Origin of the sequence: Citrobacter sp. Awk 4 (assembly GCF_028069725.1) — a bacterium.
GTDB lineage: Bacteria > Pseudomonadota > Gammaproteobacteria > Enterobacterales > Enterobacteriaceae > Citrobacter_D.
In genome coordinates this window covers 1-24,795 of sequence record NZ_JANEWG010000026.1, presented here as the reverse complement: position 1 = coordinate 24,795, position 24,795 = coordinate 1, and the positions used below count along the sequence as shown (strand labels likewise).

Sequence of the window (24,795 nt, the reverse complement as noted above, 5' to 3'; positions counted from 1 at the left end):
ATAGCTTACAGACGTTGCTTAAACTGGTAATAACGACCCTGCCTGGCTAACAGATCTGTGTGATTACCTTGCTCAATAATTTGCCCGTTGTCCATCACTATTATTTGATCAAAACGCGACAGCCCGCGCAGGCGATGTGTGACCATTAGCAGCGTTTTGTTTCGCATAACATCGGCAAGCAATTCAAGCATTTGACTTTCCGTTGTGGCGTCTAACCCTTCGGTCGGTTCATCCAGCAACATCAGCGGGGCGTCATGCAATACTGCGCGGGCGATAGCCAGACGGCGGAGTTCGCCGCCGGATAATTGACGGCCTCCTTCACCTAACCAGCTATTAAGCCCGCCATCTTCGAGTAGTTTCTCCAGACCGACACGGCACAGAATTTCTGACAGCGCTTCGTCACTGGCGTCAGGTGCCGCCAGCAGAAGGTTGTCACGCAGCGTGGCGCTGAACAGATGGACGCGCTGCGGTACGACGCTGATGGTGCCACGCAGCGCGGCTTCGTTAAGCGCTGAAATCGGCTGATTGTTGATGAGGATCTCGCCCTGCTGCGGGTCCCACGCCCGGGTCAGTAACTGTAACAGCGTCGATTTACCACAACCTGTACGCCCAAGAATGGCAATATGCTCGCCAGGCTTCGCGTGCAGCGAAAGGGACTCCAGCGCGTTTTGCGCTTGCTCAGGGTAGCTGAACGAAATATCACGCATCGTCAGTGTCACCTGCTCTGGCACCGCTGAATCCGTATCGGGAAATTCCACCTCGGGCTTCTGTTCGGTGAGATCGGTAATACGTAGCGCGGAGGCGATAACCTGACCAAGATGCTGGAATGCGCCCGTCACGGGGGCCAGTGCCTCAAATGCCGCCAGCGCGCAAAAGACGAAGAGTGCGATCAAGGCGCCGGGTTTGTCGTTGCCGCCAACGCCGCCGGAAGCCATCCACAGCATTAACATGACCGCTATCGCGCCAATCAACAGCATGACGGCCTGAGACAGCGCGGTCAGTTCAGACTGATGGCGTTGGGCTTCATGCCACTGCAATTCTGTGCTTTCCATCTGCGCCCGGTAGCGATCGCTGGCGCCAAAGATCGTCAATTCCGCTTGTCCTTGCAGCCATGCGGTGAGTTGTTGGCGATATTGTCCTCGCAGGTGGGTCAGGCTCTGTCCGGTGTTCTTCCCCGCGCGGTAAAACAGCGGAGGCAGAATGAACAAGGTAAGCAGCATAACTCCCCCCAGCGTTATCGCGAGGGTGACATCGAGAAAGCTCAGACCCAGGGTGACGACCATAATCACCACAAAGGCACCGACTATTGGGGAGATGACGCGCAAATAGAGATGATCGAGCGTATCGACGTCGGCAACCACGCGGTTAAGCAACTCCCCCTGGCGATAACGGGCAAGCCCCGCCGGAGAGAGCGGTAATAGTTTGCTGAAGGTATAAATTCTCAGATGCTGTAAGACGCGAAACGTCGCATCGTGGCTGACTAACCGTTCAAAATAGCGACCCGCAGTACGGGTAATCGCTGCGCCACGTACGCCTGCTGCAGGCAGCATATAGTTAAAACTGTAAATGCCGGTAACACCCACGACGGCGGACGCTGACAAGAACCAGCCGGACAGCGTCAACAGCCCAATACTGGCCAGCAGTGTGACGATCGCCAGTACGATCCCGAGCGTTAACATCCATTTATGGCGCTTGTAGAGCGCTAAATAAGGTAGCAAGGCGCGCATTCAGATGTCCTCCTGACGGTGAGCCAATAACGTGGCAAACGGCCCGTTGGCGGTACTGAGTTGGGTATAATGACCGTGTTCGACAATTTGCCCGTCCTGCATCACCCAGATGGCATCCCAGTCGGCCAGATCTTCGAGTTGGTGGGTGACCATCAACGTGGTCTGGCGCCGGGAAGCGGCGTTCAATGCCTGCATAACGCGCTGTTCGCTGTGCGCGTCCAGGCTGGCTGCTGGCTCATCAAGCAACAGCAGTCTGCACGGGTTCAACAACGCGCGAGCAACCGCAACGCGCTGCGCCTGGCCGACGGAAAGCCGGCCAGCCTGATCGCCCGTTGGCGTGTCCAGTCCTTGCGGCAGCATCGGCAGAAACTCACTGACCCAGGCGTTGTCGAGCGCGGCTTTGAGCTCTTCATCACTGGCATTCGGGCGCGCTAGCAGTACATTTTCCCGCAATGTTGCCGCAGGGAGTTGCGGGTTTTGTCCGACCCAGGAAAGCTGCTTACGCCAGGATTCGGGAGACAAATCGCGCAGTTCAATGTCGTTAACACGCAATGAGCCCTGGTATGAGAGAAACCCGGATAGCGCATTCAACAGAGAGCTTTTTCCTGAACCACTGCGCCCGACCAGCACCGCGCGGTGGCCTGCTGGCAGTGAGAAATTCAACGGACCGGCGAGTATTTTTCCTTCCGGGGAGGTGATTATGAGGTCCCGGGCTTCAATCGAGACAGGGTCTTTCGTCGCGAGCTCAATATCACCACGTTCCGGATGGGCGAGGGGCGTTTCCATAAACGTTTTCAGGCTGTCAGCCGCGCCTACGGCCTGGGCTTTGGCGTGATAAAACGTGCCAAGGTCGCGTAAAGGCTGAAAGAACTCGGGGGCAAGAATCAGCGCCAGGAAACCGGCGGCAAGTGTAACGCTGGTGCCATAATGGCCGAAGTTAAGTTCGCCAAGATAAGAAAAGCCGAAGTAGACGGCGACCAGTGCGATGGAAAGCGAGGTAAAGAACTCCAGGACGCCCGAGGATAAAAAGGCGAGGCGCAGGACTTCCATGGTGCGCTGGCGAAAATCCTGCGACGCGGCGCGAATGCTTTCGGTTTCAGCATCCCCACGACCAAAAATGCGTAAGGTTTCCATGCCGCGCAAGCGATCGAGGAAATGACCACTCAAACGCGCAAGCGCCTGGAAATTACGCCGGTTGGCATCTGCGGCCCCCATGCCAACCATCGCCATAAATAACGGAATTAGCGGAGCCGTGCCGAGCAGGATCAGCGCGGCGGCCCAGTTTATCGGAAAAATTGCCGCAACGATCAGCAGCGGTACGCTGACGGCCAGCGCCATTTGCGGAAGATAGCGCGCATAATAATCGTGCATATCGTCAATCTGTTCGAGCACCAGCGTCGCCCAACTTCCTGCTGGCTTTCCCTGAATCCACGCCGGTCCCGCCTGTTGCAGACGGTCCAGCACCTGGCGACGTATTTCGAAGCGGATATGCTGCCCGGCGTGAAAACCGACCCGTTCACGCAGCCAGACGACCCAGGCGCGCAGGATAAAAATCAGTGCCAGAACGATGAAAGGGAGGAGGAGGGCTTCACGAGGAATGTTCTCCATAATCATATGCTGCAGAATACGCGCCATGACCCAGGCTTGAGCGACAATCAATAAGCCGCTGACGAATCCCAACAGACGAGAAATGTTCAGCCAGCGCTGGGAGAGGACGCTTTGCTGTTTTAACCAGCGAGTTAACTCTTTTTGACGGGTTTTATTCATTGCACGCTTAGCAGGTGAGTTATCAGAATTTTAGGCAGGGCAATGTTACAACGGGGCAAAAATAAAGGCGACTTATAGTCGCCTTTTTTACTTTTGTTGCTGATTTGTAAACTTATTTACAGGCGTCGGCTAACCCGTCGAGATAACGCTCTGCATCCAGCGCCGCCATGCAACCTGTTCCCGCGGACGTAATCGCCTGGCGGTATATGTGATCCATCACGTCACCCGCCGCAAAGACCCCCGGAATGCTGGTTTGCGTGGCATTACCGTGAATGCCTGACTGAACTTTGATGTAACCATTTTCCAGCTCAAGTTGGCCGTCGAAAATAGCGGTGTTCGGGCTGTGGCCGATGGCAACGAACAGACCTGCGACCTCAAGCGATTCAATGTTGTCGGTGTTATGCGTATCGCGCAGGCGCAGGCCGGTGACGCCCATCTGATCGCCAGTGACCTCTTCAAGCGTACGGTGGGTATGCAGCACGATATTGCCGTTTTCGACTTTATCCATCAGACGTTTGATCAGGATTTTTTCTGCACGGAAGCTGTCGCGACGGTGAATCAGATGGACCTCTGAGGCGATATTCGCCAGGTACAATGCTTCTTCAACAGCCGTGTTGCCGCCGCCGATGACCGCGACTTTTTGATTGCGATAGAAGAAACCGTCACAGGTGGCGCAGGCAGAAACGCCACGCCCCTTGAACGCTTCTTCTGATGGTAAACCGAGATAGCGAGCGGAAGCTCCGGTGGCGATGATCAGCGCATCACAGGTGTATTCGCCATTGTCGCCAGTCAGACGGAACGGACGGTTCTGCAAATCCACCTTATTGATGTGATCAAAGATTATCTCAGTATCAAATTTTGTCGCATGCTCATGCATACGTTCCATCAACAGCGGCCCTGTCAGCTCGTTTGGATCGCCAGGCCAGTTTTCCACTTCGGTCGTAGTGGTCAATTGACCGCCTTTTTCCATACCGGTGATCAGTACCGGTTGCAGGTTTGCACGCGCAGCGTAGACCGCAGCGGTATATCCCGCTGGCCCTGAACCAAGAATAAGCAGTTTACTGTGTTTGGTCGTGCCCATGAGATCCCCATAGTTGTTGGCAGGCAATGGGCAGGATTGTAGGGAATTTGTAGGCGTAAAAAAAGAGTATAGCGATTTTGTTAACAATTCGTGTAATAGCAAGAACCAATGAGAGGCCACGGTGAAGACGCGATTAGAATGATTTCTACTTAAAATAGCGCCGTTATAAGGTGATTAAATGACGATTAACGACCGCTCCCAATGAATAATTGGCATGTTGTACTAAAAATCGATGTTTTGCTTTGACAATCCCCTGCTGTTTTGCGAAAACAGTCATTGAAGAACAAAACAGTGATATGTGTGTGATGCATAACCATGCATGTAAATACCATGTTTACCGGGCTAGCGAAATCTACGCATGGTGTGGACAGACGCCATTCGTGATATCGATAGCGGCCATCAGGCAACGGTCTTCTCACTATAGACCAGGCATTGCGCGCCGTTAATCCCTCTGGGTTTCGGTCTATTGTGATGGGCATAGGCTCTAAACAGTGATGTGCAAAGAGTCAGGCAGGTGTAGGGAAGGAATACAGAGAGACAATAATAATGGTAGATAGCAAGAAGCGCCCTGGCAAAGATCTCGACCGCATCGATCGCAACATTCTTAATGAGTTGCAAAAGGATGGACGTATTTCTAACGTCGAGCTTTCTAAACGAGTTGGACTTTCACCGACGCCCTGCCTTGAGCGTGTGCGTCGTCTGGAAAGACAGGGGTTTATTCAGGGCTATACAGCACTGTTAAACCCACATTATCTGGATGCATCACTTCTGGTTTTTGTTGAGATTACTCTGAATCGTGGTGCGCCGGATGTGTTTGAGCAATTTAACACTGCAGTACAAAAACTTGAAGAAATTCAAGAGTGTCATTTAGTTTCTGGTGATTTCGACTACCTGTTGAAAACACGCGTGCCGGATATGTCTGCCTATCGTAAGCTGCTGGGGGAAACCCTGCTGCGTCTGCCTGGCGTGAATGACACACGTACCTACGTGGTGATGGAAGAAGTAAAACAGAGCAATCGTCTGGTAATTAAGACGCGCTAACACGGAACAGGTGCAAAATCGACGCAGTTTGATTACACTCCTGTTAATCCATACAGCAACAGTGCCGGGGAAACCCGGTGCTGTTGTCCGTTTTAGCATCGGGCAGGAAAAGCCTGAAACCTGGAGAGCCTTTTTTGAGCCAGGAATACACTGAAGACAAAGAAGTCACATTGACAAAGTTAAGCAGCGGGCGCCGACTTCTGGAAGCGTTGCTGATCCTTATTGCCCTTTTTGCCGTCTGGTTGATGGCTGCCTTACTGAGTTTTAATCCCTCAGATCCCAGTTGGTCGCAGACGGCGTGGCACGAACCTATCCATAATCTGGGTGGCATGCCGGGAGCCTGGCTGGCTGACACCTTGTTCTTCATTTTCGGCGTAATGGCTTACACCATCCCGGTCATTATGGTGGGGGGATGCTGGTTTGCCTGGCGACATCAGGCCAGCGACGAATATATCGATTATTTTGCCGTGTCGCTGCGTGTGATCGGCGTACTGGCGCTCATTCTGACTTCCTGCGGTCTTGCGGCAATTAATGCTGATGACATCTGGTATTTCGCGTCTGGCGGCGTGATTGGCAGTCTGCTGAGCACGACGCTTCAACCTTTGCTGCACAGCAGTGGGGGAACTATCGCGTTATTGTGCATTTGGGCCGCTGGTCTGACGCTGTTTACGGGCTGGTCGTGGGTCAGCATTGCAGAAAAATTAGGCGGCTGGCTGCTCAATATTCTGACATTCGCGAGCAATCGTACCCGTCGTGATGATACGTGGGTCGATGATGAAGAATATGAAGATGACGACGAGTTTGCCGATGAAGCTGACGGCGTAAAACGAGAGTCCCGACGCGCACGTATTCTCCGGGGCGCACTGGCGCGCCGCAAACGTCTGGCAGAGAAGTTTACCAACCCACGCGGTCGTCATACCGATGCGGCGCTGTTTTCCGGTAAACGCATGGATGATGAAGAGGAAATTGAATACAGCGCACGTGGCGTACCAGCCGATCCTAACGACGTGCTGTTCTCCGGGCATCGTGCGACTCAGCCTGAGTATGATGAATACGATCCGTTGCTCAATGGTCACTCGGTCACCGAGCCGGTCGTAGCCGCCGCAGCAGCGACAGCGGCGACACAAACCTGGGCCGCGCCTGTCGATCCCGCATTACAAACACCGTCTATTCCCGGTGCTGAACCTGTGCCTGTTGTACCTGAAGTGCAATGGCAGCCTGTATCCGGGCCAGAATATACCGACCCTGTTATCGCCCCAGCGCCGGAAGGGTATCCGCAACCGTCGCAATATGTTCAGCCTCAGGTTCCCGTTCAGGAACCCTGGCAGCAACCTGTGCCAGTTGAATCTCAGCCGCACTATTATGCGCCACCGGTGTCGGAACCTGGCTACGAACAGCCTGTAGCGCCGCAACCGCAAACGCCATGGCCGCCACAAGAAGCGGTTGCGGAGCAAAGCTGGCAATCTGAGCCGGTTTACTCACAAGAGCTGGTGCATTCCTCTGAGTCTGTTCATCAACCGGAACCCATTGCCGTTGAGCCAGAGCCAGAGATTGAAGAATCTAAACCTGCGCGCCCACCGCTTTACTATTTTGAAGAAGTGGAAGAGAAGCGTGCGCGTGAGCGTGAGCAACTTGCGGCATGGTATCAACCCATTCCTGAGCCAGTGAATGAACCTGAGCCAGTGAAGTATTCTTCACCCGTGACGGCTGCTATACCGCCAGTAGAGTCCATTGCCGCAGTTGCGCCATTAGCGGCTGGCGTGAAAGACGCGACGTTGGCGGCAGGGGCGGCAGCCGCTGTGGGCGCGCCAGTATTTAGTCTCGCGGGGGACGGTGCGCCACGCCCGCAAGTTAAAGAAGGGATTGGACCGCAGTTACCGCGACCCAATCGTGTGCGTGTTCCAACGCGCCGTGAACTGGCATCGTATGGCATCAAATTACCGTCTCAACGCATGGCGGAAGAGAAAGCGCGTGAGGCGGAGCGTCTCGATTCTGATACGCAGTACTCTGAAGACGAAATCGAGGCGATGCAGCAAGATGAACTGGCTCGCCAGTTTGCGCAATCGCAGCAGCATCGTTATGGCGAAGAGTATCAGCACGATGTTTCTCAACCGGAAGACGAAGATGCTCGCGCTGAAGCTGAGCTGGCGCGCCAGTTTGCCTCTTCACAGCAACAGCGTTATTCCGGTGAACAACCTTCAGGCGCGAATCCATTCTCACTGGATGATTTTGAATTTTCACCCATGAAAACATTGGTGGATGAAGGACCGCATGAGCCGTTGTTTACCCCGGGTGTGATGCCGGAGTCTGCGCCTGTTCAACAACCGCAGTATCAGCAACCTGTTGTACAACAGCAGCAGTATCAGCAACCACAACAGCCTGTTGCACAGCCGCCGCAGTACCAGCAGCCACAACAGCCTGTTGCACAACCGCCGCAGTACCAGCAGCCACAACAGCCTGTTGCACAGCCGCCGCAGTATCAGCAGCCGCATCAACCTGCTCCGCAGCCAAAGGAAAGCCTGATTCACCCGTTGCTGATGCGTAACGGCGACAGTCGCCCGGCGCTTAAACCGACCACGCCGCTGCCGTCATTAGATCTGCTGACGCCGCCGCCAACGGAAGTTGAGCCGGTAGATACCTTCGCGCTTGAGCAAATGGCGCGCCTGGTCGAAGCTCGACTGGCGGATTTCCGCATTAAAGCGGACGTGGTGAACTACTCGCCGGGTCCGGTTATCACCCGCTTCGAGCTGAATCTGGCTCCGGGCGTGAAAGCTGCGCGTATTTCCAACCTGTCGCGTGATTTGGCCCGTTCGCTTTCTACCGTTGCGGTGCGCGTTGTGGAAGTGATCCCAGGTAAACCGTACGTAGGTCTGGAATTGCCGAATAAAAAACGTCAGACCGTTTATCTGCGTGAAGTGCTCGACTGCGCGCGCTTCCGTGATAACCCGTCACCGCTCTCTGTGGTGTTGGGTAAAGACATCGCCGGTGAGCCCGTGGTGGCTGACCTGGCGAAAATGCCGCACCTTCTGGTTGCCGGTACCACCGGTTCCGGTAAGTCGGTCGGCGTAAACGCCATGATCCTCAGTATGCTCTACAAAGCCCAGCCGGAAGACGTTCGCTTTATCATGATCGACCCGAAAATGCTGGAGCTCTCGGTTTATGAAGGTATACCGCATCTGTTAACGGAAGTGGTTACCGACATGAAAGACGCCGCCAACGCTCTGCGCTGGAGCGTCAACGAGATGGAGCGTCGCTACAAGCTGATGTCAGCGTTGGGCGTGCGTAACCTGGCGGGTTACAACGAGAAAATTGCCGAGGCGAAACGCATGGGTCGTCCGATTCCGGACCCGTACTGGAAACCGGGCGACAGTATGGATGCTACGCATCCAGTGTTGGAAAAACTGCCGTATATTGTTGTGCTGGTCGATGAATTTGCTGATTTGATGATGACCGTCGGCAAAAAAGTGGAAGAGCTGATCGCGCGACTGGCGCAGAAAGCGCGTGCTGCGGGTATCCACCTGGTGCTGGCTACGCAGCGCCCGTCGGTTGATGTAATTACTGGCCTGATTAAAGCGAACATACCCACGCGTATCGCCTTTACTGTGTCGAGTAAAATTGACTCCCGTACCATTCTCGACCAGGGCGGCGCGGAGTCGCTGCTCGGGATGGGGGATATGCTCTACTCCGGCCCGAACTCCAGCACGCCTGTTCGTGTTCACGGCGCGTTCGTTCGCGATGAAGAAGTTCATGCCGTCGTGCAGGACTGGAAAGCGCGCGGTCGTCCGCAATACGTCGACGGCATCACCTCTGATAGCGAAAGTGAAGGTGGCGCTGGCGGCTTAGACGGTGGCGAAGAGCTGGATCCTTTATTCGATCAGGCTGTGAACTTTGTGACTCAAAAACGTAAAGCCTCGATCTCCGGCGTACAGCGTCAGTTCCGCATTGGCTATAACCGTGCGGCGCGCATCATCGAGCAGATGGAGGCTCAGGGGATTGTCAGCGAGCAAGGTCATAACGGCAATCGTGAAGTGTTGGCTCCGCCTCCCTTTGATTGATTGCAAAGATCGGTAAATAAATAAGAATTCAGTATTTTCTTCTTTCCTCATGCTGATTTTTGGCCTGGAATGGATAGCAGAGGGATCTCCCCATCGGGAGTGACGTATTTTGAGGAATAACAATGAAAAAAATCGCAATCACCTGTGCATTACTCTCAAGCTTTGTCGTGAGCAGCGTATGGGCCGATGCAGCCAGCGATCTGAAAAGTCGTCTGGATAAAGTCAGCAGCTTCCACGCCAGTTTCACTCAGAAAGTGACCGACGGTAGCGGTGCAGCGGTTCAGGAAGGTCAGGGTGACTTATGGGTTAAGCGTCCGAACCTGTTTAACTGGCATATGACGCAGCCCGACGAGAGCATTCTGGTCTCTGACGGTAAAACGCTCTGGTTCTTTAACCCCTTTGTCGAGCAAGCAACGGCGACCTGGTTGAAGGATGCGACAGGCAATACGCCGTTTATGCTGATTGCCCGCAACCAGTCCAGCGACTGGCAGCAATACAACATTAAACAAAACGGTGATGACTTTGTCCTGACACCGAAAACCAGCAACGGGAACCTGAAGCAGTTCACCATCAATGTCGGACGTGACGGCACCATTCATCAGTTTAGTGCGGTAGAGCAAGATGGTCAGCGCAGCAATTATCAGCTGAGGTCTCAGCAGAATGGCGCTGTAGAAGCATCGAAATTTACCTTTACCCCTCCGCAAGGCGTAACGGTAGACGACCAACGTAAGTAGAGGTCTGTGAGTGAGCAATTTGTCGCTCGATTTTTCTGATAATACCTTTCAGCCACTGGCCGCGCGTATGCGGCCAGAAAATTTAGCGCAGTATATTGGTCAGCAGCATCTGCTGGCTGCGGGTAAGCCATTACCTCGCGCCATCGAGGCGGGTCATCTGCACTCAATGATCCTGTGGGGGCCGCCTGGCACGGGAAAAACCACCCTTGCTGAAGTGATCGCCCGTTATGCCAATGCGGATGTTGAACGTATTTCTGCTGTCACCTCCGGTGTGAAAGAGATCCGTGAGGCCATTGAACGTGCTCGCCAGAACCGTAACGCGGGCCGCCGTACTATCCTGTTTGTTGACGAAGTTCACCGCTTCAATAAAAGTCAGCAGGATGCGTTTCTGCCGCATATTGAAGACGGCACCATCACCTTTATCGGCGCGACGACCGAAAACCCCTCCTTTGAGCTGAACTCCGCGTTGTTATCGCGAGCGCGTGTCTATCTGTTGAAATCGCTGACTACCGACGATATTGAGCGGGTGCTGAGCCAGGCGATGGAAGACAGCGCGCGTGGCTATGGCGGCCAGGATATCGTCCTGCCGGATGAAACACGCCGGGCAATAGCCGAACTGGTTAACGGCGATGCGCGTCGTGCGTTGAATACGCTTGAAATGATGGCGGACATGGCGGAAGTCGATGCCAGTGGAAAACGTGTTCTTCAGCCTGCATTACTGACAGAGATTGCCGGGGAGCGCAGTGCGCGCTTTGATAACAAAGGCGACCGTTTTTACGATCTCATCTCCGCATTGCATAAATCCGTTCGCGGCAGCGCCCCGGATGCGGCGCTCTACTGGTACGCCCGGATCATTACCGCCGGAGGCGATCCGCTGTACGTTGCGCGTCGCCTTCTGGCTATTGCGTCTGAAGATGTGGGTAATGCCGACCCGCGCGCTATGCAGGTCGCGATCTCCGCATGGGACTGTTTCACCCGCGTTGGTCCCGCGGAAGGTGAACGTGCGATTGCGCAGGCGATTGTTTACCTGGCCTGTGCGCCAAAAAGTAATGCTGTTTATACCGCCTTCAAAGCTGCGATGACTGATGCGCGTGAGCGCCCCGATTACGACGTACCGGTTCACCTGCGCAATGCGCCAACCAAATTGATGAAAGAAATGGGGTATGGGCAGGAGTATCGTTACGCCCATGATGAGCCTAACGCGTACGCTGCAGGTGAAGAGTATTTCCCGGCTGAAATGGCACAAACGCGCTATTACCATCCGACTAAACGGGGTCTTGAAGGTAAGATTGGCGAAAAGCTCGCCTGGCTCGCTGAACAGGATCAAAATAGCCGCACAAAACGCTACCGCTAGCGCAGGCGTTGCGGTAATGTTGGCAATGTATCTTTGCAACCGCAGGCTGCGGTTGCATTCCCTTTTTTAATTCGATAAGCACAGGATAAGCATGCTCGATCCCAATCTGCTGCGTACCGAGCCAGACGCAGTCGCAGAAAAACTGGCACGCCGGGGCTTTAAGCTGGATGTAGATAAACTTCGCGCTCTTGAAGAGCGTCGTAAAGTACTGCAGGTCGAAACCGAAAACCTGCAGGCAGAGCGCAACTCGCGATCGAAATCCATTGGCCAGGCGAAAGCGCGCGGGGAAGATATCGAGCCATTACGCCTGGAAGTGAACAAACTCGGTGAGCAGCTTGATGCCGCGAAATCTGAGCTGGATGTGCTGCTGGCGGAAATCCGCGATATCGCGCTGACTATCCCGAACATCCCTCACGATGACGTACCGGTCGGTAAAGACGAAAACGACAACGTTGAAGTCAGCCGCTGGGGCACCCCGCGTCAATTTGATTTCGACGTTCGCGACCACGTTACCCTGGGCGAAATGCACAGCGGTCTCGATTTTGCTGCTGCGGTTAAACTGACCGGCTCTCGCTTTGTGGTGATGAAAGGTCAGATCGCCCGTATGCACCGCGCACTGTCGCAGTTTATGCTGGATCTGCACACCGAACAGCACGGTTACAGCGAAAACTATGTACCGTATCTGGTGAACCACGACACGCTGTATGGTACGGGTCAGTTGCCGAAATTTGCCGGCGACCTGTTCCATACCCGTCCGCTGGAAGAAGAAGCAGACAGCAGCAACTATGCGTTGATCCCGACCGCTGAAGTGCCACTGACCAACCTGGTGCGTGATGAAATCATCGACGAAGACCAGCTTCCGATCAAAATGACGGCGCATACACCGTGCTTCCGTTCCGAAGCCGGTTCTTACGGTCGTGACACGCGTGGTCTTATCCGTATGCACCAGTTCGACAAAGTTGAAATGGTACAGATCGTTCGTCCGGAAGATTCCATGGACGCACTGGAAGAGATGACCGGTCATGCTGAGAAAGTGCTTCAGTTGCTGGGTCTGCCGTATCGCAAAATTGTTCTGTGTACTGGTGACATGGGCTTCGGTGCATGCAAGACCTACGATCTGGAAGTGTGGATCCCGGCACAGAATACCTACCGCGAGATCTCTTCCTGCTCTAACGTCTGGGATTTCCAGGCTCGCCGTATGCAGGCGCGTTGCCGCAGCAAGTCCGACAAAAAGACCCGTCTGGTGCATACTCTGAACGGTTCTGGTCTGGCTGTGGGTCGTACTCTGGTGGCGGTAATGGAAAACTATCAGCAGGCTGATGGTCGCATTGCGGTGCCGGAAGTGTTGCGTCCGTATATGAACGGACTGGAATATATCGGCTAATACTGGTTTCTTTGATCATAAAAAGCGCCTTAGGGCGCTTTTTTTATGCCTGTTTGACACCGAACAATAATCCATACCCCCTTAGGGGTAATACTGGCTTCGTATGAAACTCAGCAGATTGCGCTGAGTGGCATCACACTCATTATATACAAATCTATATATCGATAATATCGCTATGTAAATAACTACACAACGAAGTTTTACTTTTGTTATGTGAGCAGCAGAGTGAGCCATTATGAAAACTAAGATCCCCGATGTCGTACTGGCAACTGAGGTGAGTCGTCGTGGTTTGGTAAAAACGACGGCGATTGGCGGACTGGCACTTGCCAGTAGCGCGTTCACCCTGCCATTTACCCGAATCGCGAATGCCGCTGAAGCTATCAGTCCGGCTCAGTCCAACGAAAAAATTGTCTGGAGCGCCTGTACGGTAAACTGTGGTAGCCGCTGTCCACTGCGTATGCATGTCGTGGATGGGGAAATCAAATACGTTGAAACCGATAATACCGGTGGTGATGATTACGAAGGATTACATCAGGTACGCGCCTGCCTGCGCGGTCGTTCCATGCGCCGCCGCGTCTATAACCCGGACCGCCTGAAGTATCCCATGAAGCGTGTAGGCAAACGTGGTGAAGGTAAGTTCGAGCGCATTAGTTGGGAAGAGGCGTATGACACTATCGCCAACAACATGCAGCGCCTGATCAAAGATTACGGCAACGAATCCATCTATCTGAACTATGGTACTGGTACGCTCGGCGGTACGATGACGCGTTCCTGGCCACCAGGAAAAACCCTGATTGCTCGTCTGATGAACTGCTGCGGTGGTTATCTGAATCACTATGGCGACTACTCGACCGCTCAGATAGCGATGGGGCTGAACTATACCTACGGCGGCTGGGCAGATGGTAACAGTCCGTCAGATATTGAGAACAGCGACCTGGTTGTCCTGTTCGGCAATAACCCGGGCGAAACACGCATGAGCGGTGGCGGGGTGACGTACTACCTCGAACAGGCTCGTCAAAAATCCAATGCTCGCATGATCATCATCGATCCTCGTTACACCGATACCGGTGCAGGGCGTGAAGATGAGTGGGTCCCGATTCGTCCGGGCACTGATGCGGCTCTGATCTCCGCCCTTGCCTGGGTAATGATTAAAGAAAACCTGGTCGATCAACCGTTCCTCGACAAGTATTGCGTAGGCTTTGACGAGAAAACGATGCCATCGGGTGCACCAGCCAATGGGCACTATAAGGCGTATATCCTGGGTCAGGGTAATGACGGTATTGAGAAAACACCACAGTGGGCTTCAACCATCACAGGTATTCCTGCCGAACGTATTATAAAACTCGCCCGTGAAATCGGTAACGCGAAACGCGCATTTATCAGCCAGGGCTGGGGGCCGCAGCGCCATGCAAATGGTGAAGTGGTGTCACGTGCGATAGCGATGCTGGCGATCCTTACGGGTAATGTGGGTGTTAACGGGGGTAACTCCGGGGCTCGTGAAGGCTCCTACGGTCTGCCATTTGAGCGTATGCCGACGCTGGATAACCCGGTTCAGACCAGTATCTCGATGTTTATGTGGACAGATGCGATTGAACGTGGTCCGGAAATGACCGCACTGCGTGACGGCGTGCAGGGCAAAGAGAAGCTCGATGTGCCGATCAAAATGATCTGGAACTATGCAGGTAACTGCCTGATCAACCAGCATTCAGAAATCAACCGCACGCATGAAATTCTCCAGGATGACAAGAAGTGCGAAATGATTGTCGTCATCGATTGCCATATGACCTCTTCAGCGAAATATGCCGATATTTTGCTGCCTGACTGTACGGCATCCGAACAGATGGACTTTGCGCTGGATGCATCCTGCGGGAATATGTCGTATGTGATTTTTGCAGACCAGGCTATCAAACCTCGTTTCGAATGCAAAACCATCTATGAGATGACCACAGAACTGGCGAAGCGCATGGGCGTAGAACAGCAATTTACCGAGGGTCGTAGCCAGGAAGAGTGGATGCGCCATCTGTACGAGCAGTCTCGCAAGTCTATCCCAGGACTGCCATCGTTTGAGGAGTTCCGCCAACAAGGCATGTACAAGCAACGCGATCCTGAAGGACATCACGTGGCTTACAAAGCGTTCCGTGAAGACCCGCAGGCTAATCCACTGACGACACCGTCCGGTAAAATCGAGATCTACTCGCAGGCGCTGGCAGAGATTGCCGCGACCTGGGAATTGCCTGAAGGTGATGTGATCGATCCGCTGCCGATCTACACGCCAGGTTTTGAAAGCTACAACGATCCGTTGACCAAAGACTATCCGCTCCAGTTGACAGGTTTTCACTATAAGGCACGTACTCACTCCACCTATGGAAACGTCGATGTGCTGAAAGCCGCCTGCCGTCAGGAGATGTGGATTAACCCGATGGATGCGCAAAAACGTGGCATCAATAACGGAGACAAGGTTCGTATCTTCAACGGCCGTGGCGAGCTGCACATTGAGGCGAAGGTCACGCCCCGCATGATGCCTGGCGTTGTCGCCCTAGGTGAAGGGGCCTGGTATGACCCGGATGCGAAACGTGTGGATCAGGGCGGATGTATTAACGTTCTGACAACCCAACGCCCGTCTCCTCTGGCGAAGGGGAATCCGTCACATACCAACCTCGTTCAGGTTGAAAAGGTCTAAGGAGTAACCGATGACAACTCAGTATGGATTTTTTATTGATTCCAGCCGTTGCACCGGTTGCAAAACCTGCGAACTGGCTTGCAAAGACTACAAAGATTTAACCCCGGATGTCAGTTTCCGTCGTATTTACGAGTATGCCGGCGGCGACTGGCAGGAAGATAACGGTGTATGGCACCAGAATGTCTTTGCCTATTACCTCTCTATTGCATGTAACCACTGTGAAGATCCGGCCTGTACCAAGGTCTGCCCAAGCGGGGCGATGCATAAACGTGAAGACGGTTTTGTGGTGGTAGACGAAGATGTCTGCATCGGTTGCCGTTATTGCCATATGGCCTGCCCGTACGGCGCACCGCAATACAACGCCGCCAAAGGTCACATGACCAAGTGCGATGGTTGCCATGACCGTGTCGCCGACGGTAAAAAACCGATCTGCGTGGAGTCCTGCCCGCTGCGCGCGCTGGACTTCGGCCCGATTGAAGAGTTGCGTAAAAAACATGGCGATCTGGCCGCTGTCGCTCCTTTACCGGGCGCGCATTTTACGAAGCCCAGTATTGTGATCAAACCTAACGCCAATAGTCGTCCGACCGGAGATACCACCGGTTATCTGGCAAATCCGAAGGAGGTGTAAGATGGGAAGTGGATGGCATGAATGGCCGCTAATGATCTTCACGGTCTTCGGACAATGTGTGGCTGGCGGTTTTATCGTAATGGCATTAGCGCTGATGAAAGGGGACCTGCGTGCTGAATCACAGCAGCGGGTGATTACCTGTATGTTTGGCCTGTGGGTGCTGATGGGTATCGGTTTTATTGCGTCTATGCTCCATCTGGGCTCACCGATGCGCGCCTTCAACTCACTTAATCGTGTGGGATCTTCAGCGCTCAGTAACGAAATCGCCAGCGGCTCGATCTTCTTTGCCATTGGCGGGATCGGTTGGTTGCTGGCTGTGCTCAGGAAACTCTCTCCGGCACTGCGTAATCTGTGGCTGGTTACGACAATGGTCCTGGGTGTTGTCTTTGTCTGGATGATGGTGCGCGTGTATAACACCATTGACACCGTACCGACCTGGTACAGTGTGTGGACTCCGGTAGGCTTCTTCCTGACGTTGTTAATGGGCGGTCCGTTATTGGGCTATCTGCTGCTGCGCGTGGCCGGTGTGGACGGATGGGCAATGCGACTGTTACCGGTGATTTCTGTACTGGCGCTGGTTGTCAGTGCCATGATGTCCGTGATGCAGGGCGCTGAACTGGCAACGATCCATAGCTCGATTCAGCAGGCAACTGCGCTGGTGCCGGATTACGGTTCATTAATGGCCTGGCGTATTGTACTGCTGGCTGTGGCGCTGTGCTGCTGGATCCTGCCGCAATTAAAAGGGTATCAACCCGCAGTACCGTTGCTGTCAGTTGCGTTTATCCTGCTGTTAGTTGGGGAGTTGATTGGCCGTGGCGTGTTCTATGGCTTGCACATGACGGTCGGTATGGCGGTCGCGAGCTAAGCGTAAAAGTGTTAATCATCTGAACCGGGGCTTTTGCCCCGGTTTTTCTTTTTTAACCGCCGGGACTCAATGAAAAATAGGGCATTTTGAACCATGAAATTTTTCGACTGAACGAAACGCGACAATTTTGTTTTAGATCAATTAAAACAATAACATGATATTTTTCACTTCCTATTCATTCATGTTAAGAATCAGTATTTCAAATCGATAGCCCTGAAACCCCGCCATGCCGCAGATTTCGCCGATTGACAATGTTTTTACCGGTGGCATGATGCGCATGAAATTTGAACTACCTCACGGTTTTTATCCATGTCCACCTATACCCGGCCTGTCATGCTATTGCTGTGTGGCCTGCTTTTGTTGACTCTGGCGATAGCGGTATTAAATACGCTCGTTCCGCTCTGGCTCGCCCAGGAAGAACTGCCGACCTGGCAGGTCGGGATTGTCAGTTCGTCCTACTTTACCGGGAACCTGGTCGGGACATTACTCACCGGATATTTAATTAAACATCTTGGGTTTAATCGCAGCTATTACATCGCCTCGCTGATTTTTGCCGTCGGCTGCGTAGGGCTGGGCGTGATGGTTGGATTCTGGAGCTGGATGACCTGGCGCTTTATCGCTGGCGTCGGTTGCGCCATGATTTGGGTCGTCGTCGAAAGCGCGCTGATGTGTAGCGGCACGTCGCGAAACCGGGGCCGGTTGCTTGCGGCTTATATGATGGTCTATTACGTGGGGACATTTCTTGGCCAGGTGCTGGTCAGTAAAGTGCCGACGGATCTGATGAACGTGCTGCCCTGGGTAACTGGTATGATTCTGGCGGGGATTTTACCGCTGCTCTTTACCCGTATTATGAATCAGCAGTCTGAAGGCCAAAGCACGACGCCGATTGTCTCTATGCTTAAGCTACGCCAGGCGCGACTGGGCGTGAATGGCTGCATTATTTCCGGAATTGTGCTGGGTTCTCTGTACGGTCTGATGCCGCTTTATCTCAAGCACCAGGGGATCAGCAACGCCAGTATCGGTTTCTGGATGGCGGTATTAGTGAGCGCCGGTATTCTGGGGCAATGGCCGATTGGCCGTCTGGCGGATAAATTTGGCCGACTACTGGTTTTACGTGTCCAGGTCTTTGTAGTGATCCTCGGCAGTCTTGCCATGATGATGCAGGCAGCGATGGCGCCAGCGCTGTTTATTTTAGGTGCGGCCGGTTTTACGCTTTACCCGGTAGCGATGGCGTGGGCCTGTGAAAAGGTCGGACAGCATCAACTTGTTGCGATGAATCAGGCGTTGTTGCTGAGTTATACGGTAGGTAGCTTGCTGGGCCCTTCATTTACGGCCATGCTGATGCAACATTATTCAGACAATCTGCTGTTTATTATGATTGCCAGCGTATCGTTTATTTATCTGCTTATGTTATTGCGTAAGGCTGGCGAGCATCCGACCCCGGTGGCGCATGCCTGACGAAAAAAAGCCTGTTAGTAACAGGCTTTTTTAATACCGCTATATCTAAGAGTTTTACGTATTGTTTACTTCCTGATAAAAACGATAATTCAATCAGGCACCTCTTTTAAAAAGGCGGCAATCATGTCAACACGTCGTTTTCTCACTACCGCGTTGGCGGTGGTGTTGTCTTTAACCTTCTCTTCTGCTCCGGTCATCGCCGATCCAGGTAACGGGAATGGCGGTGGTAAAGGCAACAGCGGTAATCATGGTAATGGAAATTCCGCTAACCATGGAAATAAACAAAATAATGAGAGCAAGTCAAAAGCGGATAAAAAGAGCGTCGACGATGATGTCTCTATCCGGATTAATTACGATCGCGCACGGTCATTGGCGCTCAACTACGGTTTAACCGGATATAAAGCGCTGCCTCCTGGCATTGCGAAAAACTATGCCCGCGGCAAACCTCTGCCTCCGGGGATAGCAAAGAAAATGGTGCCTTCATCGATGTTGGGGCAATTACCGTCTTATCCTGGCTATGAGTGGCGTATTGTCGGTGAGGATCTGGTGTTGATTGCACTGAGTACCGCGATAGTCACTTCCGTGATAAACGGTGTCTTTAAATAAGCACAAAGCCAGCATGCTGTACGTATCCTGAAAAGGAAAAGACGATTAAGTGCCCGGGCGCGAAATTCGCTGGATGAGCGCTATGCGGAGTACCGCATAGCGCATCAGAAGCGTATTTTCTCGATTAAGAGTGTTCGGAGTATTTTTTGTTTTAAAGCGCTTATTCAAGCGGCGCCAGTTCTTTCGGGACCGCATACTGTGTTCCGTCATAACGCAGAACCCAGCTGGCCCTGGCGGGGGTATCTTTTGCAGTGCATTCGCCACTTGAATCAATAAAGGCGGTAGATGCCACACTTTTTTCGTTGACGCGAATATCGGCGTAACCCTTATGGGAAGAGGCGTCGATAGCAAGGATACGTTTGATATCGTTAAACTCTCCAGCACAGTTTCCGTCCCATTCGCCGCTGTTAGCCGTCAGCGCGATCCCCTCTAATACCCGGCGTAGTTGATTATTTTCAATGACGTACAACGACAGCGCATCTTCACCAATCGGATTAACGCGCGAGCTGCCGCTACGGGTAATGTGCAGACCAAAAGCGGTTTGGCTGGGAGCTACTTTCCAGCGTGCGGTATCAAGTGCGATACCCGTAATGCGGATAGCATCATCACTCATCCGTTCTGGCAGGTGTAATCGCTGATTAACCTCCTGGGTGACGGAGTTGAGCACCAGCAACTCCAGATCGCCATTGTGGCCATAGTCGATTTTCTCCTGGGACATCAGGGGGACCGCTGCAAGCGTCAACTCAGGATGGGCGGGCCAGACGCGACAAATCGCACTTTGCGGTGAGTTGCCTGTGATATCGATAACCTGATTACCAGGGGTGATCATCGTACCTTCCGCTGCCGGTTTCGCTTCCGGCCAGGCATGCTGGACGATGGCGTGGATGTCACAGCTGTTGGCGGCATTGGCGCACTGAGCTGACAGCAGTAAAATCCCTGAAATGAATAAACGCATCGCTTCCTTTCCTGAGTAGATAGCAAAGCGGCTACCCTCTCAGGTAGCCGCTTTGTTTAAACGATTAGTACATCACTTTATGACCATACTGCTCGAGAATACCTTTTACGCGATCCATGGTCTCTTTCTTCGGTGGATGGACACCATCAAGTTTGTACTCTTCACCCATCGCCACCCATTTGTGTTTACCTAACTCGTGATACGGCAGCAGCTCAATTTTCTCGACGTTGCCCATATCACGGGTAAACTCGCCCAGGCGATGTGCAGAGTCATCATCGTCTGACCAACCTGGTACAACGACGTAGCGGATCCACACGTTAATATTTTTCGTTGACAGGTAGCGGGCGAATTCCAGCGTGCGATGGTTAGAGACGCCCACCAGATTCTGGTGAATTTCGTCATTCATTTGCTTCAGGTCAAGCATGACCAGGTCAGTCACTTCCAGTAGCTCATCGATCACCGGATCGTAACGACGGACAAAACCGTTCGTGTCGAGGCAGGTGTGAATTCCCTCTTTTTTACAGGCGCGGAACCAGTCGCGAACGAACTCCGCCTGCAGAATCGCCTCACCGCCGGATGCGGTAACGCCGCCGCCGGAGGCGTTCATAAAGTGACGATAGGTGACGACTTCTTTCATCAACTCTCCAACGGTCACTTCTTTACCGCCGTGCGTGTCCCACGTATCACGGTTATGGCAGTACAGGCAGCGCATCAGGCAGCCCTGGAAAAAGGTAATAAAACGGATACCTGGGCCGTCAACGGTGCCACAGGATTCAAAGGAGTGAATACGACCAATAACTGACATTGCGGTGTTTCTCCAGATGTGGCCCATCCGGGGCCGTGTGAGTGCACAGTTGTTCACTGTGTCGAGTCTGTTTTGGCAGTCATCCATAAGTATAGATAGCTGACAAAGCAGGCTGCGGGTAGGGGAGATACCAGTTAAAAAGGCCCCACTTACGTGGAGCCTTTATTGTACGTCATTTAACGCGTGATTTCAGTCAAAACCAATTACATGGTCTGAGTGAAGGTACGGGTAATAACGTCCTGCTGCTGTTCTTTAGTCAGGGAGTTAAAACGTACTGCGTAACCAGATACACGGATGGTCAACTGCGGATATTTTTCCGGGTGTTCCATCGCGTCCAGCAGCATTTCACGGTTCATGACGTTCACGTTCAGGTGCTGACCGCCTTCAATGGAAGACTCGTGATGGAAGTAACCATCCATCAGGCCTGCCAGGTTGGTCTTACGAACTTCGTCGTCTTTACCCAGTGCGTTCGGAACGATAGAGAAGGTGTAAGAGATACCATCTTTCGCGTAAGCAAACGGCAGTTTTGCAACGGAGGTCAGAGAGGCAACAGCACCTTTCTGGTCACGGCCGTGCATTGGGTTAGCACCCGGTCCGAACGGCGCGCCAGCACGACGACCATCAGGGGTGTTACCGGTTTTCTTACCATAAACAACGTTAGAGGTGATGGTCAGAACAGACTGAGTCGGGATAGCGTTACGGTAAGTAGTCAGCTTCTGAATTTTCTTCATGAAACGTTCTACCAGGTCAACCGCCATATCATCAACGCGAGAGTCGTTGTTACCAAACTGCGGGTATTCGCCTTCGATTTCGAAGTCAACAGCCAGGCCGTCTTCGTCACGAATCGGTTTAACTTTCGCATATTTGATTGCAGACAGGGAGTCAGCAGCAACGGACAGACCAGCGATACCACACGCCATGGTGCGGATAACGTCACGGTCGTGCAGCGCCATCAGAGAGGCTTCGTAGCTGTACTTGTCGTGCATGTAGTGAATCACGTTCAGCGCGGTGACGTACTGCTTAGCCAGCCAGTCCATGAAGTGATCCATGCGATCCATCACTTCGTCGAAGTTCAGAAGGTCGCCTTTGATCGGTTCAGATTTCGGACCAACCTGGATTTTCAGTTTTTCATCAACGCCGCCGTTGATTGCGTACAGCATGGTTTTCGCCAGGTTTGCACGCGCACCGAAGAACTGCATTTGTTTACCAACAACCATCGGGCTTACGCAGCAAGCGATAGCGTAATCGTCGTTGTTGAAGTCCGGACGCATCAGGTCATCGTTCTCGTACTGCAGAGAAGAGGTGTCGATGGACACTTTAGCGGCGAATTTCTTGAAGTTCAGAGGCAGTTTTTCAGACCACAGAACGGTGATGTTCGGCTCCGGAGAAGGACCCATGGTGTACAGGGTGTTCAGGAAGCGGAAGCTGTTTTTGGTTACCAGAGTACGGCCGTCAACGCCCATACCACCGATAGATTCAGTTGCCCAAATCGGGTCACCGGAGAACAGTTCATCATATTCAGGAGTACGCAGGAAACGAACCATACGCAGTTTCATGACCAGGTGGTCAATCATTTCCTGAGCGTCTTGCTCGGTGATTTTGCCCGCTTTGATATCACGTTCGATGTAAGCATCCAGGAAGGTGGATACGCGACCGAAGGACATTGCTGCACCGTTCTGAGACTTAACAGCGGCCAGGTAGCCGAAGTAGGTCCACTGGATAGCTTCCTGAGCGTTGGTAGCCGGACCAGAGATATCGCAACCGTATTTCGCTGCCATTTCTTTGATCTGACCCAGCGCGCGGTGCTGTTCAGCGATTTCTTCACGCAGACGGATAGTCGCTTCCAGGTTTACGCCGTTTTCCAGATCGGACTGCAGAGAGACGAACTGAGCGTATTTGTCTTTCATCAGGAAGTCGATACCGTACAGCGCAACGCGACGGTAGTCACCGATGATACGGCCACGGCCATACGCATCCGGCAGACCAGTCAGAACGCCAGACTTACGGCAGTTCAGAATGTCTTTGGTGTAAACATCGAATACGCCCTGGTTGTGGGTTTTGCGGTATTCGGTGAAGATTTTTTTCAGCATCGGGTCCAGTTCGCGATCGTACGCTTTGCAGGAACCTTCAACCATTTTGATACCGCCAAACGGGATGATCGCACGTTTCAGCGGAGCTTCAGTCTGCAGACCAACAATTTTCTCGAGCGCTTTGTTGATGTAACCAGCGTCGTGAGAAGTGATGGTGGATGCAACGGAGGTGTCAAAGTCAACAGGCGCGTGAGTGCGGTTTTCCTGTTTAACGCCTTCCATCACGCTGTCCCACAGAGCAGTGGTCGCATCGGTCGCGCCAGCCAGGAAGGACTCGTCACCCTCATACGGAGTGTAGTTTTTCTGAATGAAGTCACGGACGTTTACTTCATTCTGCCAGTCACCTTTGGTAAAACCTTCCCAGGCTGTGGCTAACTTTTCATTAAGCTCGGACATGTAACACCTACCTTCTTAAGTGGATTTTTTATTTACTGCGTATAACAAACATCAAAGACTAGTGATGATCGTCGCCACGCAGGTAAATGACCCAGTATGTCAACCCGACCAACAAACCGCCGCCGATAATGTTACCGATCGTAACCGGAATCAGGTTATCGGTGATGAAATTCATCACAGTCAGGTGAGTAAAATTCTCCGGAGCGGAACCGACAGCGGCCCAAAATTCCGGTGTTGCGAAGTCGCGGATTACAATACCCAGAGGGATCATAAACATGTTTGCGATACTGTGCTCAAAACCGCTGGCCACAAACATCGCGACCGGTAATACCATGATGAACGCTTTGTCCATCAGGCTGCGACCCGAGTAGCTCATCCACACGGCCAGGCAAACCATCAGGTTAGCAAGAATACCGAGGCAGACAGCTTCAACAAAAGTATGGTGCATTTTGTGGTTGGCGGTTTGCAGAACGTTGAGTCCCCATGCGCCATTGGCGGTCATATACTCGCCAGATAGCCACATAAGTAATACAAACAGCAATGCGCCGATCAGGTTGCCAACATAAACGTTAAGCCAATTTTTAGCCAGTTGACCCCAGGTGATACGGCCACTGGCCTTGGCGACGACGATCAGTACGGTTGATGTAAAGAGGTCTGCGCCGCAGATAACACAAAGAATCAGCCCCAGAGAGAAGCAAATCCCCCCCACCAGTTTAGCCATACCGAACGGCATCGTTCCGGTACCGGTTGTGGCGGTAATATAGAAAACAAAGGCGATTGAGATGAATACACCGGCAGTAATCGCCAGATAGAAAGTCTTCAGCGGATGTTTCGTTGCTTTATAGACACCTGCTTCTTCGGCCACTTTGGCCATTGCTGCAGGGAGTAAAAGATCAAAAGGGTTGTCAGCTTTCACACTAACTCTCTCTTTATTAAGTCGGCGACGAGATACTAACAAAGCATTATAGATGAGAATTTGATATAGATCATATCTCACCTGGCTTATAGGCCTTCAAGTCGCATGGTTTTTGCACGATTGCGATGTAATTTATTGATTTATAAAATAAAAATAAATTTTAAAAGTTATAATGTGAGTTGAATTTTTTCTCTGAACCTCTGGGAATGCAGTTAATTAAAATGGAGTAATTGGCATATACAGCAACACTTAC

17 protein-coding genes are annotated in these 24,795 nt (G+C 52.6%); 10 read left to right on the top strand and 7 right to left on the bottom strand.

Annotation, left to right across the window (positions count from 1 at the left end):
• Positions 1 to 5: 5 nt before the first annotated feature.
• From cydC to trxB, 3 genes are all read right to left on the bottom strand, one after another.
• Complete coding sequence (cydC, locus tag NNO04_RS12685) at positions 6 to 1,727, bottom strand: heme ABC transporter ATP-binding protein/permease CydC (RefSeq protein WP_271444957.1); 1,722 nt, start codon at positions 1,725 to 1,727, stop codon at positions 6 to 8.
• On the bottom strand, positions 1,728 to 3,494 hold the full coding sequence (gene cydD, locus NNO04_RS12680; RefSeq protein WP_271444956.1) for a heme ABC transporter permease/ATP-binding protein CydD: 1,767 nt from the start codon (positions 3,492 to 3,494) through the stop codon (positions 1,728 to 1,730).
• 112 nt (positions 3,495 to 3,606) lie between these two features.
• Positions 3,607 to 4,575: a thioredoxin-disulfide reductase gene (trxB, locus tag NNO04_RS12675; protein ID WP_271444955.1), complete on the bottom strand. Its 969-nt coding sequence runs from the start codon at positions 4,573 to 4,575 to the stop codon at positions 3,607 to 3,609.
• Between the two features lie 546 nt (positions 4,576 to 5,121).
• On the opposite strand from trxB, the gene lrp reads away from it, so the two are divergent.
• From lrp to NNO04_RS12625, 10 genes are all read left to right on the top strand, one after another.
• Positions 5,122 to 5,616 (top strand): leucine-responsive transcriptional regulator Lrp, encoded by a 495-nt coding sequence (lrp, locus tag NNO04_RS12670; RefSeq protein ID WP_000228473.1) that lies wholly within the window; start codon positions 5,122 to 5,124, stop codon positions 5,614 to 5,616.
• Positions 5,617 to 5,750: 134 nt separating this feature from the next.
• Positions 5,751 to 9,671, top strand: coding sequence for a DNA translocase FtsK (ftsK, locus tag NNO04_RS12665; RefSeq protein WP_271444954.1), 3,921 nt, complete (start codon positions 5,751 to 5,753; stop codon positions 9,669 to 9,671).
• A 122-nt stretch (positions 9,672 to 9,793) separates the two neighbouring features.
• Positions 9,794 to 10,405, top strand: coding sequence for an outer membrane lipoprotein chaperone LolA (gene lolA / locus NNO04_RS12660; RefSeq protein ID WP_271444953.1), 612 nt, complete (start codon positions 9,794 to 9,796; stop codon positions 10,403 to 10,405).
• Between the two features lie 10 nt (positions 10,406 to 10,415).
• Positions 10,416 to 11,759, top strand: a complete 1,344-nt coding sequence (gene rarA, locus NNO04_RS12655) for a replication-associated recombination protein RarA (RefSeq protein WP_271444952.1) — start codon at positions 10,416 to 10,418, stop codon at positions 11,757 to 11,759.
• A gap of 91 nt (positions 11,760 to 11,850) precedes the next feature.
• Positions 11,851 to 13,143 carry a serine--tRNA ligase gene (serS, locus tag NNO04_RS12650; RefSeq protein WP_271444951.1) on the top strand — a complete coding sequence of 431 codons (1,293 nt, stop codon included), beginning with the start codon at positions 11,851 to 11,853 and terminating at the stop codon, positions 13,141 to 13,143.
• A gap of 235 nt (positions 13,144 to 13,378) precedes the next feature.
• Complete coding sequence (dmsA, locus tag NNO04_RS12645; protein ID WP_271444950.1) at positions 13,379 to 15,823, top strand: dimethylsulfoxide reductase subunit A; 2,445 nt, start codon at positions 13,379 to 13,381, stop codon at positions 15,821 to 15,823.
• Positions 15,824 to 15,833: 10 nt separating this feature from the next.
• Positions 15,834 to 16,451: a dimethylsulfoxide reductase iron-sulfur subunit DmsB gene (gene dmsB / locus NNO04_RS12640; RefSeq protein WP_271444949.1), complete on the top strand. Its 618-nt coding sequence runs from the start codon at positions 15,834 to 15,836 to the stop codon at positions 16,449 to 16,451.
• Position 16,452: 1 nt separating this feature from the next.
• Positions 16,453 to 17,316, top strand: coding sequence for a dimethyl sulfoxide reductase anchor subunit family protein (locus NNO04_RS12635; RefSeq protein WP_271444948.1), 864 nt, complete (start codon positions 16,453 to 16,455; stop codon positions 17,314 to 17,316).
• Between the two features lie 309 nt (positions 17,317 to 17,625).
• A complete protein-coding gene (locus NNO04_RS12630; RefSeq protein ID WP_271444947.1) occupies positions 17,626 to 18,774 on the top strand; it encodes an MFS transporter in 1,149 nt (382 codons plus the stop codon).
• A gap of 123 nt (positions 18,775 to 18,897) precedes the next feature.
• A complete protein-coding gene (locus NNO04_RS12625; protein WP_271444946.1) occupies positions 18,898 to 19,380 on the top strand; it encodes an anti-virulence regulator CigR family protein in 483 nt (160 codons plus the stop codon).
• Between the two features lie 160 nt (positions 19,381 to 19,540).
• Here the strand turns inward: NNO04_RS12625 and NNO04_RS12620 are convergent, their stop codons facing one another.
• From NNO04_RS12620 to focA, 4 genes are all read right to left on the bottom strand, one after another.
• Positions 19,541 to 20,335, bottom strand: a complete 795-nt coding sequence (locus tag NNO04_RS12620; protein ID WP_271444945.1) for a hypothetical protein — start codon at positions 20,333 to 20,335, stop codon at positions 19,541 to 19,543.
• A 64-nt stretch (positions 20,336 to 20,399) separates the two neighbouring features.
• Positions 20,400 to 21,140 (bottom strand): pyruvate formate lyase 1-activating protein, encoded by a 741-nt coding sequence (gene pflA, locus NNO04_RS12615; protein WP_271444944.1) that lies wholly within the window; start codon positions 21,138 to 21,140, stop codon positions 20,400 to 20,402.
• Between the two features lie 203 nt (positions 21,141 to 21,343).
• Entirely contained in the window at positions 21,344 to 23,626 is a 2,283-nt protein-coding gene (pflB, locus tag NNO04_RS12610; RefSeq protein ID WP_271444943.1) for a formate C-acetyltransferase, read from the bottom strand.
• A gap of 58 nt (positions 23,627 to 23,684) precedes the next feature.
• The gene (gene focA / locus NNO04_RS12605; RefSeq protein ID WP_271444942.1) at positions 23,685 to 24,542 is read right to left on the bottom strand and encodes a formate transporter FocA; all 858 of its coding nucleotides are present in this window, start codon (positions 24,540 to 24,542) and stop codon (positions 23,685 to 23,687) included.
• Positions 24,543 to 24,795: the final 253 nt, after the last annotated feature.

Bases quoted from the DNA above. Each gene is read 5' to 3' on its own strand.
- serS (WP_271444951.1), top strand. From the start codon at position 11,851: ATGCTCGATCCCAATCTGCTGCGTACCGAGCCAGACGCAGTCGCAGAA.
- lrp (WP_000228473.1), top strand. From the start codon at position 5,122: ATGGTAGATAGCAAGAAGCGCCCTGGCAAAGATCTCGACCGCATCGAT.
- cydC (WP_271444957.1), bottom strand. From the start codon at position 1,727: ATGCGCGCCTTGCTACCTTATTTAGCGCTCTACAAGCGCCATAAATGG.
- trxB (WP_271444955.1), bottom strand. From the start codon at position 4,575: ATGGGCACGACCAAACACAGTAAACTGCTTATTCTTGGTTCAGGGCCA.
- NNO04_RS12625 (WP_271444946.1), top strand. From the start codon at position 18,898: ATGTCAACACGTCGTTTTCTCACTACCGCGTTGGCGGTGGTGTTGTCT.
- dmsB (WP_271444949.1), top strand. From the start codon at position 15,834: ATGACAACTCAGTATGGATTTTTTATTGATTCCAGCCGTTGCACCGGT.
- NNO04_RS12635 (WP_271444948.1), top strand. From the start codon at position 16,453: ATGGGAAGTGGATGGCATGAATGGCCGCTAATGATCTTCACGGTCTTC.
- dmsA (WP_271444950.1), top strand. From the start codon at position 13,379: ATGAAAACTAAGATCCCCGATGTCGTACTGGCAACTGAGGTGAGTCGT.
- pflB (WP_271444943.1), bottom strand. From the start codon at position 23,626: ATGTCCGAGCTTAATGAAAAGTTAGCCACAGCCTGGGAAGGTTTTACC.
- pflA (WP_271444944.1), bottom strand. From the start codon at position 21,140: ATGTCAGTTATTGGTCGTATTCACTCCTTTGAATCCTGTGGCACCGTT.
- NNO04_RS12630 (WP_271444947.1), top strand. From the start codon at position 17,626: ATGTCCACCTATACCCGGCCTGTCATGCTATTGCTGTGTGGCCTGCTT.
- cydD (WP_271444956.1), bottom strand. From the start codon at position 3,494: ATGAATAAAACCCGTCAAAAAGAGTTAACTCGCTGGTTAAAACAGCAA.
- NNO04_RS12620 (WP_271444945.1), bottom strand. From the start codon at position 20,335: ATGCGTTTATTCATTTCAGGGATTTTACTGCTGTCAGCTCAGTGCGCC.
- lolA (WP_271444953.1), top strand. From the start codon at position 9,794: ATGAAAAAAATCGCAATCACCTGTGCATTACTCTCAAGCTTTGTCGTG.